This is a genomic window from Streptomyces sp. NPDC057099 (assembly GCF_042671245.1).
In the GTDB taxonomy this organism is placed as follows: Bacteria; Actinomycetota; Actinomycetes; order Streptomycetales; family Streptomycetaceae; genus Streptomyces; species Streptomyces purpurascens.
Window position 1 is genome coordinate 434864 of sequence record NZ_JBHUTX010000001.1, and the last position, 14987, is coordinate 449850.

A 14987-nucleotide genomic window follows, 5' to 3' on the forward strand; every position below is an offset into this window, starting at 1 on the left:
TCACCGTCAGTCGAGTGGCCGCCGGGGGTCGATCCGAGCGGGGCCCGTCCGCGGCGGCACTCGCACCCCCACCAGGCACAGGAGACTCGGTGTGTACGACGGCGACGTAGTGGTGATCGGCGGGGGCTACGCCGGTGTCCGGCTGGCGAAGCGGCTGGACGGCCTCGCCCGGGTCACGCTGGTGGACCGCAAGGAGGTCTTCTTCCACCGCGTCGCCTCCCTGCGCGCCGGCATCCGCCCCGAGTGGACCCACACCCCCTTCATCCCGTACGACCGGCTGCTCGGCAACGGCCGGGTGGTCGCGGGCAAGTGCGTCCGCATCGACACCGCCGAGCGGCAGGTCGTCCTCGCCACCGGAGAGCGGCTGCCCTACGACGTCGTCGTGATCGCCACCGGGGCCGACTACCCCGAGCCGGCCCGCTTCTCGGGCACCACCACCGAGGAGGCGGCCAAGTCCTTCGCCGAACACCAGCGCAACGTCGCCACGGCCGAACACGTCCTCGTCGTCGGCGGCGGCCCCGGGGGCGTCGAACTCAGCGCCGAGATCCGCCTCGCCCGCCCCGACGCCCGGGTCACGCTCGCCCACTCCGGGCCGGCGCTGCTCGACTCCACGGGCAGCACCCGGCCGGGACGCAAGGCCCTGGCCTGGCTGGAGTCCCACGACGTCGAGGTACGGCTCGACGCCTTCATGTCCCCGGGCAACGACTTCGGCACCTACCGCGACGCCCGCGGCGACATCATCGAGGCCGACCTGTCCTTCTGGGCGACCGGCACCACCCCCAACACCCTCTGGCTCCGCCTGGCCGGACACGGCGACTGGCTCAACCGGGACGGACACGTCAAGGTCGACCGGACGCTGCGCGTCGAGGGCAGGCTCGACGTGTTCGCCGTCGGCGACGTGAACGACGTCAGCGAACTCAAGATCACCCCCGCCGCCCTCGCCCAGGCGGACATCGCCGCCCACAACATCCGCGCCTACCTGCAGAGTTCCGGCAAGCACCGCAAGGAGCCGCGCTTCTACCGGCCGATCCAGCGCACCCCCCTCATCGTGCCGTTCGGCCCGGCCGACGGACTGACCGTGCTGCCCGTACCCGGCGGCGAGTCCGCCGTCCTCGGCAGCCGCACCACCACCCTCGCCAAGGCGAAGACGCTCATGACGCCCTACATGCGCCGCCAACTCGGCTACACGGCGGCCTGATCCGCCGTACCTCCCGCCGCCGGGCCGCCCTCGCCCACCCCCCGTCGTTACCCGCGAGTTCGCACTGGGGTAGGGTCCCCACCGTTTCCGGCTACCGGCTGATGGGGTGCCGGTACGGGGCGTGTCGGAGGGTGGCAAGACGATGGAATCCCAGTGGGGTGACGGCGGATCCGTGGACCTGGACGACACGCGGCTGGAGTCCCTGAGTCCTGAACCGCTGCTGACCCGGGACTACGAGACACGTCCCTCGCTCGTCTACGAGCGGCTGCGGCACGAACACGGCCCCGTCGCGCCGGTCGATCTGCTGGGCGTGCCCGCCTGGCTGGTCCTCGGCTACCGCGAGTCCCTCCAGGTGCTCCAGGACAACGACGGCTTCCCGAAGGGGCTGGAGAACTGGCGGGCCCGCTCCGAGGGCAGGGTGCCGGCCGACTGGCCGCTCGGCCCGTCCCTGGAGGTCAACCACATCCTGATCCAGGGCGGCCCCGGCTACCGGCCGCTGCGGTCCGCGTGGGACGTGGCCCTCAAGCCGTTCCAGGACCCGCGCCACCCGCAGGCCAAGCGACTGAAGTCCGCCGTCACCGCCTACGCCGACGAGCTGATCACCCTGGTGGGAGAGGGCGGCAAGACCGGCGTGGCGGACCTGTCCGCGCAGTTCTCCCGGCCGCTGCCGCTGATGGTGGCGAGCCATCTGCTCGGCTTCCCCGGCTCGCAGGGCGACGACGCGCTGATGGACATGTGGCGCGTGCTCGACGCGGGCCCGGACGCCGAGGCCGCGCTGGAGCGCCTGCTGGCGACCCTGGCGGAACTGGCCGCGGGGAAGCTCCAGAAGCCGGGCGACGACTTTCCCTCGTACCTGCTGGCCGCGCACCCGGACCTCTCGCTCGACCAGCTCGCCCGCGAACTGTTCATGCTGCTGGGCATGACCTCCGACCACGTCGGCATCCTCATCTCCAACACCGTCGTCGAGGTCATCTCGGGGGAGAGCAGCGTGCGCGCCAGCCTGTCCGCCGGGATGGTCAGGGAGACCATGAACCGGGTGGTCATGCGCAAGCCGCCCCTGGTGAACTTCGTCCCGCGCTTCGCGGCCCAGGACACCCCGCTCGGCAAGTACACGATCCACGCGGGCGACCCGGTGTGGGTCTCCTCGGCCGCGGCCCACGCCGACCCGCTCTTCGCCGACCACGTCGCCTCCGGCACCACCATCAGCACCCGGGCGCACCTGTCCTGGGGAGCCGGTCCGCGCCAGTGCCCGGCCCGGGAGCTCGCCTCGACGGTCGCGGCGGCCGGTGTGGGGCGCCTGTTCCAGCGGTTCGACCACCTCGACCTCGCGCTGCCCGCCGACCAACTGCCCTGGCGCTCCTCCCCGTTCATGCGGGGCCTGCGCTCGCTGCCCGTGCGGTACGAACTCGCCTCGGCGCCCGTGCGGCGGGCGGCGGACGACCCCGCGCCGGGGGTGGCGGAGGAGGTCCTGCCGGACCCGTCCGCCCGGCAGCGCTCCTCGCTGTGGCGCTATCTCACCGGCCTGATCCGCGGCGGCCGCTGACCACGAGGCCGGTCCGGCGACCGGCCTCGACACCCGCCTCGTATCGCCGGGTCGACCGACTCACGAGCAGAACGCGGAGTGAGGAGCTTTCCCATGCAGGCCGAGGTCACCGCCCCCGTCTTCGAACACCACCGGGAGCCGCTCGGCATCGGCGAGCCCCGCCCCCGGCTGAGCTGGCGCACCGAGACCGACGCACCCGGCTGGCGGCAGTCGGCGTACGAGATCGAGCTGCTCGACGACGCCGGCGCCCGGATCGGCGGGACGGACGGCCCGGTCGCCTCGGACGCGTCGGTGCTGGTGCCGTGGCCCGGGCCGGACCTGGCGTCGCGCACGCGGATCGGGGCACGGGTGCGCGTGCGGGACGCCGAGGACCGGGTCTCCGCCTGGTCGCCGGTCGCGTACGCGGAGACCGGACTGCTGGACGCGGCGGACTGGACGGCCCGCCCGATCGCCCCGCACCCGGACCTGGACATCGACCCGGGACGACCACAGCCCGTCGTCCTGCTGCGCCGCTCCTTCCGGCTGCGCGCACCGGTCGCCTCGGCCCGCCTGTACGTCACCGCCCTCGGCGTCTGCCGGCCGGAGCTCAACGGCCGCCCGGTCGGCGCGGACGTCCTCACCCCGGGCTGGTCCTCGTACCACCACCGGCTGCGCTACTCCACCTACGACGTGACGGAGCAGCTGCGCGAGGGCGTGAACGTGCTCGGCGCCCAGCTCGGCGAGGGCTGGTACAGCGGCCGGCTCGGCTTCCACGGCGGCCGGCGCGCCGTCTACGGCGACCGGCCCGCCCTGCTCGCCCAGCTGGAGATCCGCTACACCGACGGGAGCCGCGAGACCGTCGCCACCGACGGCCGCTGGCAGGCCGCGACCGGCCCGGCGCTGCGGTCCGAGCTGTACGACGGCGAGGAGTACGACGCCCGCCTGGAGCGCCCCGGCTGGTCCGCACCCGGCGAGACCGGCGACGGCTGGATGCCCGTCGTCGAACCGGACCTGCCCCGGGGCGACTTGGTGGCACCGACCGGCCCGCCCGTACGCCGCACGCAGACGCTGAAGCCCGTACACGTCCTGACCACCCCGGCCGGTCACACCGTGCTGGACTTCGGGCAGAACCTGGTCGGCCGGCTGCGGCTCAGGGTGCGGGGCGAGGCGGGGCGGACCCTCACCCTGAGCCACGCCGAGGTCCTGGAACACGGCGAACTCGCCCTGCGCCCCCTGCGGCAGGCCGAGGCCACCGACCGCTACACCCTCAAGGGCGCCCCCGAGGGCGAGACGTACGAGCCGCTCTTCACCTTCCACGGCTTCCGGTACGCACAAGTGGACAACTGGCCCGGCGCGTTGGACCCGGACGACATCGAAGCCGTCGTCCTGCACACCGACATGGAACGCACCGGCTGGTTCGCGTGCTCCGACCCCCTGGTCGAGCAGCTGCACGCGAACATCGTGTGGGGCATGCGCGGCAACTTCCTGGATCTGCCCACCGACTGCCCGCAGCGCGACGAACGCCTCGGCTGGACCGGCGACATCGCCGTCTTCGCCCCCACGGCCGCCTTCCTCTACGACTGCTCCGGCATGCTCGGCTCGTGGCTGCGCGACCTTGCCGCCGAGCAACTCGCCCGCCCCGACGGCGCGATCCCGCCGCTGGTCGTGCCCGACGCCCTGCCCGACGGCTTCCCGAGCGCGGCGAACGCGATCTGGGCCGACAGCGCGGTCCTCGTCCCCTGGGCGCTGTACCGGGCCTTCGGCGACGAGGGCCTGTTGCGCGCCCAGTGGGATTCGATGTCCGCCTGGGCCGACGAACTGGAGCGGTACGCGACGGAGGGCGGTGGCCTGTGGCGCGCCGCATTCCAGCTCGGCGACTGGCTGGACCCGGGCGCGCCGCCGGACCGGCCGGGAGACGCCCGGACCGACGGCGACCTGGTGGCCAACGCCTACGCGGCCCGCACGGCCGAGATCATGGCCGAAGTGGCGGACCTGCTGGGGGAGCGGGAGCACGCCGAGCGGTACACGCGGCTCGCCGGGCGGGTGCGGGCCGCCTTCGCCGACGAGTTCGTCACCCCGGGCGGCCTGCTGGCCTCGGACGCGCAGACCGCGTACGCGCTGGCCCTGCGGTTCGCGCTGCTGCCCACCGCACGGCAGCGCGAGCGGGCCGGTCGGCGCCTGGTGGAGATCGTCCGCCGGGCCGGGTTCCGGATCGCGACCGGGTTCGCCGGCACCCCGCTGATCTGCGACGCGCTCACCGAGGCGGGCGCGCCCGAGATCGCCTACCGGATGCTGCTGGAGACCGGCTGCCCCTCCTGGCTGTACCCGGTGACCATGGGCGCCACCACGGTCTGGGAGCGCTGGGACTCGCTGCTGCCCGACGGCACCGTCAACCCGGGCGAGATGACCTCCTTCAACCACTACGCCCTCGGCGCGGTCGCCGACTGGCTGCACCGCACCGTCGCCGGGCTCGGGCAGGCCGGGCCCGGCTGGAAGCGGCTGCGCGTCGCACCGGTGCCCGGCGGCACGCTGACCCGCGCGCACGCCGCGCACCTCACGCCGTACGGGCGCGCCGAGGCCGGGTGGGAGCGGCAGGGCGACACCGTCACGGTCACGGCGGTCGTCCCGCCCAACACCACCGCCCTGGTCGAACTCCCCGGCGGGACGCCCCCGTTCGAGGTCGGTTCGGGCAGCCACACCTTCACCGTGGAGGGCTGCACGACGCCTGAGTGGCCTCCGCTGCCGCTGCGCCACCCGTTCTCCTCACCGGAGACAGGGACGGCCGCGAGCAGCAGCCGGTGCCCTGGCGCATCACCGGCACGCCGTCGGTGATGGGCTGGACCACGGCCAGGTCGTGTCCGACGAAGACGAGGGCGACCCCGGTGTCCCGGCGGATCTCGTCGAGCAGCCGGCGGATCTATGCCTGGATCGACACGTCCAGGGCGGCCACGGCCTCGTCCAGGACCCTCACCCGGGCGATCGCGAGGCGCTGGCCCTGGCTGCGACCTCCCGTTTCGCCGAGACCGACCCCGTCGAGGAGGTCCGCGGCCAGGTCCTCGTCCCGGCCGGGCCGCCTTGCGCAGGTTTCCGTGCACCAGTAGACCGTCGGCCGGATGCATCCGCGTAGCCCGCGGGGGTCGTCCCCAGGTCGACGGCGCAGCCCTCGCGGCAGGTCAGCGGCGCGTTGGAGGCGATGTGGGCCCGGGCGAGGTGGACACATCGCACCAACTGACCGTCCTGCGCGAGCAACTGCTGTCACCGAAGGGCAACCGCAGGGGCTGACGGTGATCGAGTGGTGAGGTCCGGGAGGCGGGCGTACCGTCGAACGGTGGACACCGCAGGCAGCAGCCCGCAGCCGGCTTCACCACAGGCGACCACCACCAGGGAATCCGGTGGTGGCGGAAACGCGATGGCGCTGTTCGTCATCGCCTCCTGCCAGCTGATGGTGGTCCTCGACATCACCATCGTGAACATCGCGCTGCCGCACATCCAGAGTTCCCTGGACTTCTCCACCACCAGCCTGTCGTGGGTGGTCAACGCCTACACCCTCACCTTCGGCGGCCTGCTGCTGCTCGGCGGCCGGGCCGGCGACATCCTGGGCCGGCGGCGCGTCTTCATCTTCGGCGTGCTGCTGTTCGTGCTCGCCTCCCTGCTCGGCGGGTTCGCCCAGAACTCCGGCCAACTCCTCGGCGCACGCGCCCTCCAGGGCGTCGGCGGTGCCATCGCCTCCCCGACGTCCCTCGCCCTGATCAGCACCACCTTCCGCGAAGGGCCCGAACGCAACCGCGCCTTCGGCGTCTTCGCCGCGGTCTCCGCCGGCGGTGGCGCGATCGGCCTGCTCGCCGGCGGCATGCTCGTGGAGTGGCTGAACTGGCGGTGGGTGCTGTTCGTCAACGTGCCCATCGGCCTGCTCATCGTGCTCGCCACGCCCCGCTACATCAGGGAGTCCGAGCGCCACCCCGGACGCTTCGACATCGCCGGCGCGCTCACCTCCACCGCGGGCATGGTGCTGCTCGTCTACGGGTTCATCAGAGCCGCGCAGGACGGCTGGCGCGACCCGCTCACGGTGGCCTCGTTCGTCGGGGCGGTCGTCGTCCTGGCGGCCTTCATCCTGATCGAGCGGCGCTCCAGACAGCCCATCACGCCCCTGCACATGTTCGCCGACCGCAACCGCGCGGGCACCTACGGCATCATGCTGTGCCTCGCCGCCGCGATCTTCGGCATGTTCTTCTTCCTGACGCTCTTCGTGCAGAACGTGCTGGGCTTCAGCCCGCTCGCGGCCGGGCTCGCCTTCCTGCCGGTCAGCGCGGTCATCGCCGTCGGCGCCGGACTGGCGTCGCGCTTCCTGCCCGTCTACGGGCCCAAACCGTTCATGGTGGTGGGCGCGATCCTGGCCGCCGCGGGCCTCGCCTGGCTCACCCTGACCGACGTGGACTCCACCTACGCGGGCAGTGTCCTCGGCCCGATGCTCGTCTTCAGCCTCGGCATGGGCATGGAGTTCGTGTCGCTGACCCTCATGGCGCTGTCCAACGTGGCCACACCGGAGACCGGCGCGGCGTCCGGACTCCTCAACGCCACCCAGCAGGTCGGCGGCTCGCTCGGCCTGTCCATCCTGGTCACGATGTACGGCACGGCCAGCACCAACGAGGCGGAGAAGCAGATCCCGGACTTCCTCCGACAGGCGACCCCGGCCGAGCGACTGCGGTTCGAACAGACCGGACAACTGCCCAAACCCTGGTCCGACGAGATCCTCACCGCCGGTGTCTCGGCCGCCTTCATCATGGCGGCGATCTTCACCGCCGTCGCCGCGCTGATCGCCCTCGTCGTCATCCAGGTCCGCCCCTCCGACCTGGAACGCCTCAAGGGCGGGACGGGCCCCGGCCCGATGTGAGGCCCGCCCGGCCGACTACCGCCCCGGCCGGTGACAGTTCTCCAGGGCGTCGGCGAGGCCCGCCGTGTCCGTGCCGAGCTTGCGGTACACGGAGGACAGCAGATGCCGTACGCCCTGCTCGGTGATTTTCAGGTCCTGCGCGACCGCCGGCGCCGGGTGGCCCTGGGCCGTCTTCTCGGCGGCCCGGCGTTCCGGGCCGGTCAGCATGTCCGTCTGCGCGTAACGCAGGGGCAGCGGGCGCAGTCCCGCGGCGGAGAGTTCCCGTCTGGCCCGGTCGGCCAGGCCCTCGGCACCGCAGTGCACCGCCCCCTCCAGCCCCTGGTAGAGCCGGTCGGCGGCGTCGTGCAGGCGGCCGTTGCGGACCAGCGCGGCGCCATGGCCCACCAGGGCGCGGGCCAGTTCGTACGCCGCGGGCGACCGCTCCAGATGATCGACGGCCTGCGTGTGCAGATCGAGCGCGGCCTGCCCGCCCGTCACCTCTGCCTGGACGCGCAGCGCCTGGCCGATCGCCGAGGCCGCACCGAAGTCCCGGGCTCGCTTGGCGGCGTCCTGGGCGTGCAGCACCGCCTGGTCGGGAGCGGTGCGGGCGAGTGCCGAGGCCAGTCCCAGCTGCCAGGGGCACCACGAGGGGTTGTGCCAGTCCCGTGACTCCAGCCAGTCCCCGACCCTGGACAACAGGCGCGCCGCCTCGGTGAGTCGCCCCTCCGCCAGCAGCAGTTCGGCGTACACCGTGCGGGGGTCGGGGAAGATGACGGCGTTGGGGACCACGTCGCCGTAGTGGTGGGTGTCGGCGAGCCGGCGCGCGTCGCTGGTCCGCCCGCGGGCCAGCAGGATCTGGATGAGAATGCCGATGGCGAACCACTGTGCGGGCACCGCGCCTTCGACGCGCTCGGCGGTGTGCAGCCCGGCCCGGACGAGTTCCTCGGCCTCGGGCAGGCACCCTCGGCGGTAGCGGATGTAGCCCAGGAGCGTCTGCCCCTGCGCCAGATGGGAGCCGCGCCACCCCCTGTGCTCGCACTCGGCCATCCCGTCGGCGAACAGTTCCTCGGCCCGCCGCGGCTGGTCGCAGTACATGAACAGCAGGGCCACCGCGGCGGGCACCTCGAAGCCGCGGTTCTCGTCGGTCCAGCTCATCCCTCCGCTGAGGGCCTCCTCGGCATACCCGAGGGCGCTCCGCCGCGGCTCGCCGCGCACCAGGGCGTCCCACGCCCGCAGTCCGAGGATGTAACGCTCCTCCAGGCCCCGGCCGGTCAGCTTGTCGGCCAGCCGCGCCAGCCGGCGCGAGCGGGCGGACGAGTCCGACTCGTCGGCGCGAAAGGCGCTCCATACGAAGTGATCCGCCTGCATGCGCAGTCTGACGCGCGCGTTGGTGGCGCGCCGCGCCTCGTCGGCGGCCACGGTCGCGGCCTCGGTCAGCCGGTCGGTGTGGGCCAGCGCCTGGGTCAGCCGGTAGACCATGGAGGCACGCAGGTCGGGCTCGATCCCGGGTTCCTTCAGCGCCTCCTGGAGATGGCTCACCGTGGCCGTGGGGTCGAGGAGGAACGTCGAGCCGGCCAGCTCGTGGAGCAGGGCGGCGCGGTCCTCGGCCGGGGGTGGTTCCCGCAGCGCCCGGGTCAGCACGCGCCGCGCGGCCTCCGGGGCACCGGCGCGGAGGTACTCGCGCCCGGCGGCGCGCAGGCACGCGACCGTCTCGGGCCGGCTGTCGCAGGGCACCTGCAGCAGGTGACGGGCGGCGGCGGTGGGGTCGGACTGGACCGTCTGGGCGGCGTTGGCGGCCGCGTCGTGCATGCCGACGCGCAGGCCCGAGGGGATGTCGCGGTAGACCGTCGTGGCGATCAGCGGATGGACGAACTCCAGGGCGCCCGCGGTCTCGTCGGCGTTCGTGAGGATGCGGCAGGCGCGCAGTTTCTCGGTCGCCTCGACGGCCTCCTCGCTGCCGACCACCGCGAGGTCGGCGGCTGCCTCCGGTGAGAAGGGTCCGCCCAGGACGGCGCCGGCCCACGCGAAGCGGACCGTGCTCGGGCCGAGCCGCTTGAGGCGCTCGATCAGGCCGGGGCCCTTGACCGCGGCGGCGAGATCCCGCATCACGGGCACCTCGTCCTGGGTTCCCCTCAGCCGCCGCTCGCGGAGTCTGAAGGCCAGTTCGACGGCCTCGAAGGGGATGCCGTTGGTGGCCGTCCAGCACGCGCCGCAGAACTCGTCCTCGGCTTCCTCCCCCACTTCCTCCCTGATGATCCGCGCCACACCGGCCTCGCCGAGCGGGGACAGGACGTGCGGGCGCTCCTCGTGGCGTTCGACGAGCGTGCGGAAGGAGCTCGCGTCGGACGGGAGTTCGTCCGGCCGGTAGCCGACGACGATCAGGAGCGGGAGGTCCGCGACCCGGGGCGCGAACGAGGCGAGCCAGTCGAGGGATTCGGTGTCGGCCCAGTGCAGGTCGTCCAGGAGCAGGACGACAGGCGCGTTCAGCATCGTCAGGCGCGTCATGACCCAGTCGAGGCCGTCACGCACTCCGGTCGGGTCCGGCATCCGGGCGGGGTCCGTCGCCTCGAGGCCGAGCGCGGCGCCGACGATGTCGTACCAACTGCCCAGGAACTCCCGGCGCTCCGTCCCGCTCATGCCGGCCAGGACGGGCTGCATGACCTGGCGGACGACACGGAACGCCAGCCCCCGCTCGTTCTCGCCGCCCTTGCCCGAGAACACCGTGAACCCCTGTGCGGCGGCGCGGGCACGCACCGCCGCGATCAGGGTCGTCTTGCCCAGCCCGGCCTCACCCGTGAAGGCGAGCAGCCCGCCGCGCGGTACCCGGGGCACGCCGTCGACGGAGTCCCGGAGCCCCGCCACCGCACGGTCGATGGCCCGGAGTTCCTCGTCGCGTTCGAGCAGAGGCCGGTGTTCGGTGATCGGTTGCCGCAGCCCATGGGTCATGTGGTCTACCGCTTCCTGTCGTTGCTCCCCGCCGGACTGGGCGAGCGTACGCCCGGAAACAGGTCGTTTGGCCCGGACGTAACAGGAGGTAGACAGGGTGAGTGAATTTTCCGCAGGAGTGCTTTAGATCCCCGTCTTTCGGGGTAGCGTGGTCCGTTTCCGCCCCTTTCGGGAACCCTGTGGGGAGGCGACCGGTCGGCCTGCCGGCCAGAGCCCTGCCGGTGCCGCCATGGTGTCGGCGTATCGCGGCACGGTACGGGACCAGAAGTAGCATCCGCGGATCCAGCCGGCCATGCCCTCCACGTAGCCGACGCCGGCCGGACTCAGCTCCGGCCTGATCTCACCGAAGAGCTCCTCGAACTCGCGGATCGTGCGGTTGATGTGCCGTACGGCCAGGGTGACGGCCACCGGCAGGGAGCACCGGTGTGTCCGCCGGTAGGCGAGGGCCAGGTTGATCATGCCGCCCGAGCGCTGTTCCTTCACCGCGGAGAAGAGGTCGGGTATCCACACCGCCGCGTCGGCCGACAGCCGGCTCAGGCGTCGCATGGCGGGGTGATGGATCTCCTCCGGGGTCAGTTCGCACCGCTGCGCGGCCTCGCACAGCGGGTAGAACGGCTCGACGCCGGCGATGAGGGACCGTATGGACCGGCACAGCCCGCTGTTCACCGGTTCGGGATGGGCCTGGGCCACCGCTTCGTACAGGAGGCCGTGCACGTACTCCCGGCTGTTCCAGGCCCACCGCGCGGCCTGATCGGGTGTGCACCGCTCCCGTACCTGTCGATGGAGGTCGGCCAGGGCCGCGCCGAGCGGGGTGGCGGGCGGCTGGCCGTCCCGCAGGATCGCGACGCTCTCGCACAGCATGGGCAGCAGCCCGCCGGGCGAGCGCCGGCCGACGTCCTCCGCCCGGTCGTCGAAGACGAACTGGTAGGCGATCTGGTTGGCCACGATCTGGAGGAGCCCGGAATCCATGGACGGACTGTTGCAGGCCGCGAGTTCCGCGGGACGTGTATAGGAGATCATGGCCGCCACGGCCGGGTCATCGGTCAGCCCCCAGGTGCTCAGCCAGCTGTCGACGCCGGCCGACGCTTCGGACGCGTGGGGATTGCGCTCGTACGGGAAGGGCATGTAGAGGTTCGCGTCGATCAGGTCCCGCAGATTGACCGCCGGTATTCCGTCCTGCGCGGCGAGCGCGATTTCCTCATGCGTCGTGGACATCGTTGCCACCTGCCGTTCCGGAGTTGTGGACGACGGGTACGACAGCTGTGCCCACCGGCCTCCTGAGGCGTGGTTCGCAGGTCATGACCAGCCCCCTCGGTCCCAACGACGCCGCGGGGCGCAGCCGTTCCTCGTAGCCGGGCAGATGGCGCAGTCGCCAGTGGCGGGTGAGGAACGAGAGAGCCACCATGGCCTCCGTCATGGCGAGCGTCTCCCCGATGCATTTCCGGCGGCCCGCTCCGAACGGGATCATCGCTCCGGGGCGGGCGGCGGCGGCCTGTCCGGGCAGCCAGCGGTCGGGGGAGAAGCGGTCGGGGCCGGGGAACAGGGCGGGGTCGTGATGCAGGAGGTACGGGCTGAACACGACCGTGGCGCCGCGCGGGAGCCGGTACCCGGCGAGCTCCGTCTCCTTCGTGGTGACGCGGGTGAAGAGCCAGCCGGGCGGGCGATGGCGCAGCGTCTCGGTGAGGACGGCCCGCGTGTGCGCGAGGCGCGGCAGTTCGTCGTGGCCGGGCGGCCGTCCCGAAGCGAGCACGGCGTCGACCTCGGAGTGCAGACGGCGTTCCTCCTCGGGATGCCGCCCCACGAGGTCCAGGGCCGAGGAGAGGCACAGGGCGGTGCTCTCGGCGCCGGCGAACATCAGCGTGATCACCTGGCCGTGGACCTCCCTGTCGGTGATCGCCGACTCCACGCCGTCCCCCCGCGCCGCCGCCAGCAAGGTCCCCAGCAGATCGTCCCGGTCGTCATGGGAAGCGCCTCGCCGTCGCTCGGCGACAGCCGCGTCGACGATCGCGCGCAGGCGGTCGGAAGCGTGCCGGTAGCGCCGGTTCGCCGGGGTGGGAACACGGAACAGGGCGTCGACCGGCATCACCGTCCGGATGAACATGCCCCGCACCACTATGGCCAGGCACCTGCGCATCTCGTCGGCCGTGGCGGCGTCGAGCGAGTCGGAGAAGAGGACGCGGCTGATCACGCGGGTCGACAGGTCCATCATGGTCGCGCTGATGTCGACCGTCTGCCCGGCCCGCCATGTGCGGCACACCGACTCCGCTTCCTCGCCCATCAGTTGCACCTGGTCGGCGACGCGGGCCTTGCGGAAGCCGGGCTGGAGCATCCTGCGCTGACGGCGGTGATCCGCATGGCGGCAGGTGCCGACGCCGTCCCCCAGCAGTATCCGCAGCCGGTCGTAGAGCGGGCCGCCCTTGTCGAACGTCTCCGGGTCCCCGAGTACCTGGTGGACGAGATCCGGGTGACAGGCCATCCAGGCACGCTGCGGACCCAGGCGTATTTCGACCAGATCCCCGTGCGCGGGCAGAGATTCCAGAAAATCCAGCGGGCGACGGACCAAGTCGATACCGTGGCCCAGGAATGGGAATATGCCTGGAGCAGTGCCCACTGTCCAATTTCGGGCTGGTCCGGGAACGGAGCCGCTCATCGAAAACCACCTGCCTCGGTCGGCACACGGGATTGTGGTGCGATCGCCTCGATTTGACGCTCGCCCCAGTCCTGCCCAGTGAAATCCGCCGATGGCTCGCCGAATCCTTTCTCCGTAGGGGCGCACGGAAGCACGGAGGGGCGTCGAGCGCGCCACGATTGCTGCATGCATTCAGTTGGTCAATGCATTTCTGTGCACGGAGGAATCCGTGTTCCGTCTGTGTTCCTGAAGAGCGCGGCGGTCGTTCTGCATGCCTGGCATGAACATGAAGAACGCGGCGGGACATGGTCCAGCAGGATGTGTTCGTGCCGGGCGTGGGCACCGTCGCCCACCGCTCCCAGACCGTCGAGGACCCGACGGCCCAGCGCCGAGACGAAGTTGCCGTCGCTCGCTCCGCCGACGGAGGTCTCCCGCAGAGCCCACCCCAGTTCCGCCGCTGCCGCGCGCGCCTGATCGAACAGGAGCCGCGAGGCGGGCGTCGGCACCTTCGGGGGGCGGTTCCATTCGCCGGTGACCGAGACCCGTACCCGGGGATCGGAAGGGGCGAGGGAGACCGGCGCGGCGTCGACGCGGGCCGCTTCGGCGGGGTCGGCGACCCGTACCTCGATGCCGCAGCCCGCCCGGCCGGCGACGACGTTGCGCCCCGTGCCGCCGGTCCCTGACCCGTGTCGAGTCGCTGGCCCGGGCCGGCCTGCCGGAGATCACCGGTGATCTGCGGACGCATGACGAAGTAGGCGCTCATCGGGGTCGCCGCGGACGCGAACGACGCCCCGCGCCCTAGCCGACGTCCGGGCCGCTCTCGACGAACCGGGCCAGATTCGCCAGGGCCATGCGCGTGCCCGTCTCGTTGTCCGCGGCGGGCACGACGTCGGGGATGCCCTCGTGGACCACGAGGACGTCGGTGCCGCCGCCCTGCGCGTCGGTGAGCGTCGTCGTCATGGTCATCGAGCCGCCCAGCGCGGGGTCGGCGGACTCGAACGCGAGCACCTCGACCACCTGCTCGTCGGGCACGAGCCGCGCGAAGTGGCCGTGGTACGTGTCGGTGTGCCCGGCCGTCTTCCCGGTGGCGTCCGGTGCGTCGTACGTGAGCGAGACACGGAACCGGCCGCCCTCGCGGGCGTCGAACTCGTGCACCTCGGCGCGCATGTCGTCCGGTACCCGCCAGCGCTCGATCGCCTCCGCGCTCAGCAGCGCCCGGTAGACGGCCGGGCGCGGCGCGTCGACATGGCCCGAGACCCGCGTCGTGTACATGCGCCCACCCTATGGCGACGCGCGCACCGAGCCGTTCAGGCCCGGCCGGGCTCGTCCGCCCCGGTCGGCAGCGGTGGCTCCGCCTCGATGTGCCGCAGCTCCTCGTCGGTGAGCAGCCGGGAGCGGATCAGGAAACGGACGCCCTCCGGGGCCTCCAGGGAGAAGCCGCTGCCGCGGCCGGGGACGACGTCCACGGTGAGATGGGTGTGCGACCAGTAGGTGTACTGGTCCCCGCTCATCCAGAACGGCGTGTCCCCGGCCACCTGCCCCAGCAGGACGTCCGAGCCGCCGACCCGGAACTCACCGCGCGGGTAGCACATCGGGGCGCTGCCGTCGCAGCAGCCGCCGGACTGGTGGAACATCACCGGCCCGTGCGCACCGGTCAGCCGCCGCAGCAGTTCCTCGGCTGCCGGGGTCAGTTCGACACGTTCCGTGCGCGTGGGGTGGTTCGTCATGCGATCCCTCCTGGCCGGTCGGTCCGTCTATCTTGGCAATCGGTACGAGCATGTCGTTCCGAGCATGAGAAGTCGTTCCGAGCATGAGAACAGGA

At 72.3% G+C, this 14987-nt stretch carries 10 protein-coding genes; 4 read left to right on the forward strand and 6 right to left on the reverse strand.

Features of this window, described 5'->3' with window-relative positions; translation table 11 throughout:
• Positions 1–91: 91 nt before the first annotated feature.
• The 4 genes from ACFT4A_RS01855 to ACFT4A_RS01870 all read left to right on the forward strand — a co-directional run bounded on the left by ACFT4A_RS01855 (position 92) and on the right by ACFT4A_RS01870 (position 7611).
• Positions 92–1198 (forward strand): NAD(P)/FAD-dependent oxidoreductase, encoded by a 1107-nt coding sequence (locus ACFT4A_RS01855; RefSeq protein ID WP_382825008.1) that lies wholly within the window; start codon positions 92–94, stop codon positions 1196–1198.
• Positions 1199–1340: 142 nt separating this feature from the next.
• Positions 1341–2741, forward strand: a complete 1401-nt coding sequence (locus ACFT4A_RS01860) for a cytochrome P450 (RefSeq protein WP_382825010.1) — start codon at positions 1341–1343, stop codon at positions 2739–2741.
• Positions 2742–2834: 93 nt separating this feature from the next.
• Positions 2835–5552 carry a family 78 glycoside hydrolase catalytic domain gene (locus tag ACFT4A_RS01865; protein ID WP_382825012.1) on the forward strand — a complete coding sequence of 906 codons (2718 nt, stop codon included), beginning with the start codon at positions 2835–2837 and terminating at the stop codon, positions 5550–5552.
• 577 nt (positions 5553–6129) lie between these two features.
• Positions 6130–7611 (forward strand): MFS transporter, encoded by a 1482-nt coding sequence (locus ACFT4A_RS01870; protein ID WP_382825215.1) that lies wholly within the window; start codon positions 6130–6132, stop codon positions 7609–7611.
• A gap of 15 nt (positions 7612–7626) precedes the next feature.
• Here ACFT4A_RS01870 and ACFT4A_RS01875 read toward each other — a convergent pair whose 3' ends face one another.
• From ACFT4A_RS01875 to ACFT4A_RS01900, 6 genes are all read right to left on the reverse strand, one after another.
• Entirely contained in the window at positions 7627–10536 is a 2910-nt protein-coding gene (locus ACFT4A_RS01875; protein WP_382825014.1) for an AAA family ATPase, read from the reverse strand.
• Between the two features lie 123 nt (positions 10537–10659).
• Positions 10660–11751, reverse strand: coding sequence for a (-)-alpha-amorphene synthase (locus ACFT4A_RS01880; RefSeq protein WP_382825015.1), 1092 nt, complete (start codon positions 11749–11751; stop codon positions 10660–10662).
• On the reverse strand, positions 11735–13186 hold the full coding sequence (locus ACFT4A_RS01885; protein ID WP_382825017.1) for a cytochrome P450: 1452 nt from the start codon (positions 13184–13186) through the stop codon (positions 11735–11737). Before ACFT4A_RS01885 ends, ACFT4A_RS01880 begins: the two co-directional genes overlap by 17 nt.
• Before the next feature lie 179 nt (positions 13187–13365).
• A complete protein-coding gene (locus ACFT4A_RS01890) occupies positions 13366–13794 on the reverse strand; it encodes a M20/M25/M40 family metallo-hydrolase (RefSeq protein ID WP_382825217.1) in 429 nt (142 codons plus the stop codon).
• A gap of 169 nt (positions 13795–13963) precedes the next feature.
• Complete coding sequence (locus ACFT4A_RS01895) at positions 13964–14437, reverse strand: SRPBCC family protein (protein WP_382825018.1); 474 nt, start codon at positions 14435–14437, stop codon at positions 13964–13966.
• A 35-nt stretch (positions 14438–14472) separates the two neighbouring features.
• Positions 14473–14892 carry a DUF779 domain-containing protein gene (locus tag ACFT4A_RS01900; protein ID WP_382825020.1) on the reverse strand — a complete coding sequence of 140 codons (420 nt, stop codon included), beginning with the start codon at positions 14890–14892 and terminating at the stop codon, positions 14473–14475.
• Between the last annotated feature and the right edge of the window lie 95 nt (positions 14893–14987).

Excerpts from the sequence above, each read along its gene's own strand:
- ACFT4A_RS01860 (WP_382825010.1), top strand. The coding sequence starts at position 1,341 with ATGGAATCCCAGTGGGGTGACGGCGGATCCGTGGACCTGGACGACACG.
- ACFT4A_RS01865 (WP_382825012.1), top strand. The coding sequence starts at position 2,835 with ATGCAGGCCGAGGTCACCGCCCCCGTCTTCGAACACCACCGGGAGCCG.
- ACFT4A_RS01870 (WP_382825215.1), top strand. The coding sequence starts at position 6,130 with ATGGCGCTGTTCGTCATCGCCTCCTGCCAGCTGATGGTGGTCCTCGAC.
- ACFT4A_RS01875 (WP_382825014.1), bottom strand. The coding sequence starts at position 10,536 with ATGACCCATGGGCTGCGGCAACCGATCACCGAACACCGGCCTCTGCTC.
- ACFT4A_RS01880 (WP_382825015.1), bottom strand. The coding sequence starts at position 11,751 with ATGTCCACGACGCATGAGGAAATCGCGCTCGCCGCGCAGGACGGAATA.
- ACFT4A_RS01885 (WP_382825017.1), bottom strand. The coding sequence starts at position 13,186 with ATGAGCGGCTCCGTTCCCGGACCAGCCCGAAATTGGACAGTGGGCACT.
- ACFT4A_RS01895 (WP_382825018.1), bottom strand. The coding sequence starts at position 14,437 with ATGTACACGACGCGGGTCTCGGGCCATGTCGACGCGCCGCGCCCGGCC.
- ACFT4A_RS01900 (WP_382825020.1), bottom strand. The coding sequence starts at position 14,892 with ATGACGAACCACCCCACGCGCACGGAACGTGTCGAACTGACCCCGGCA.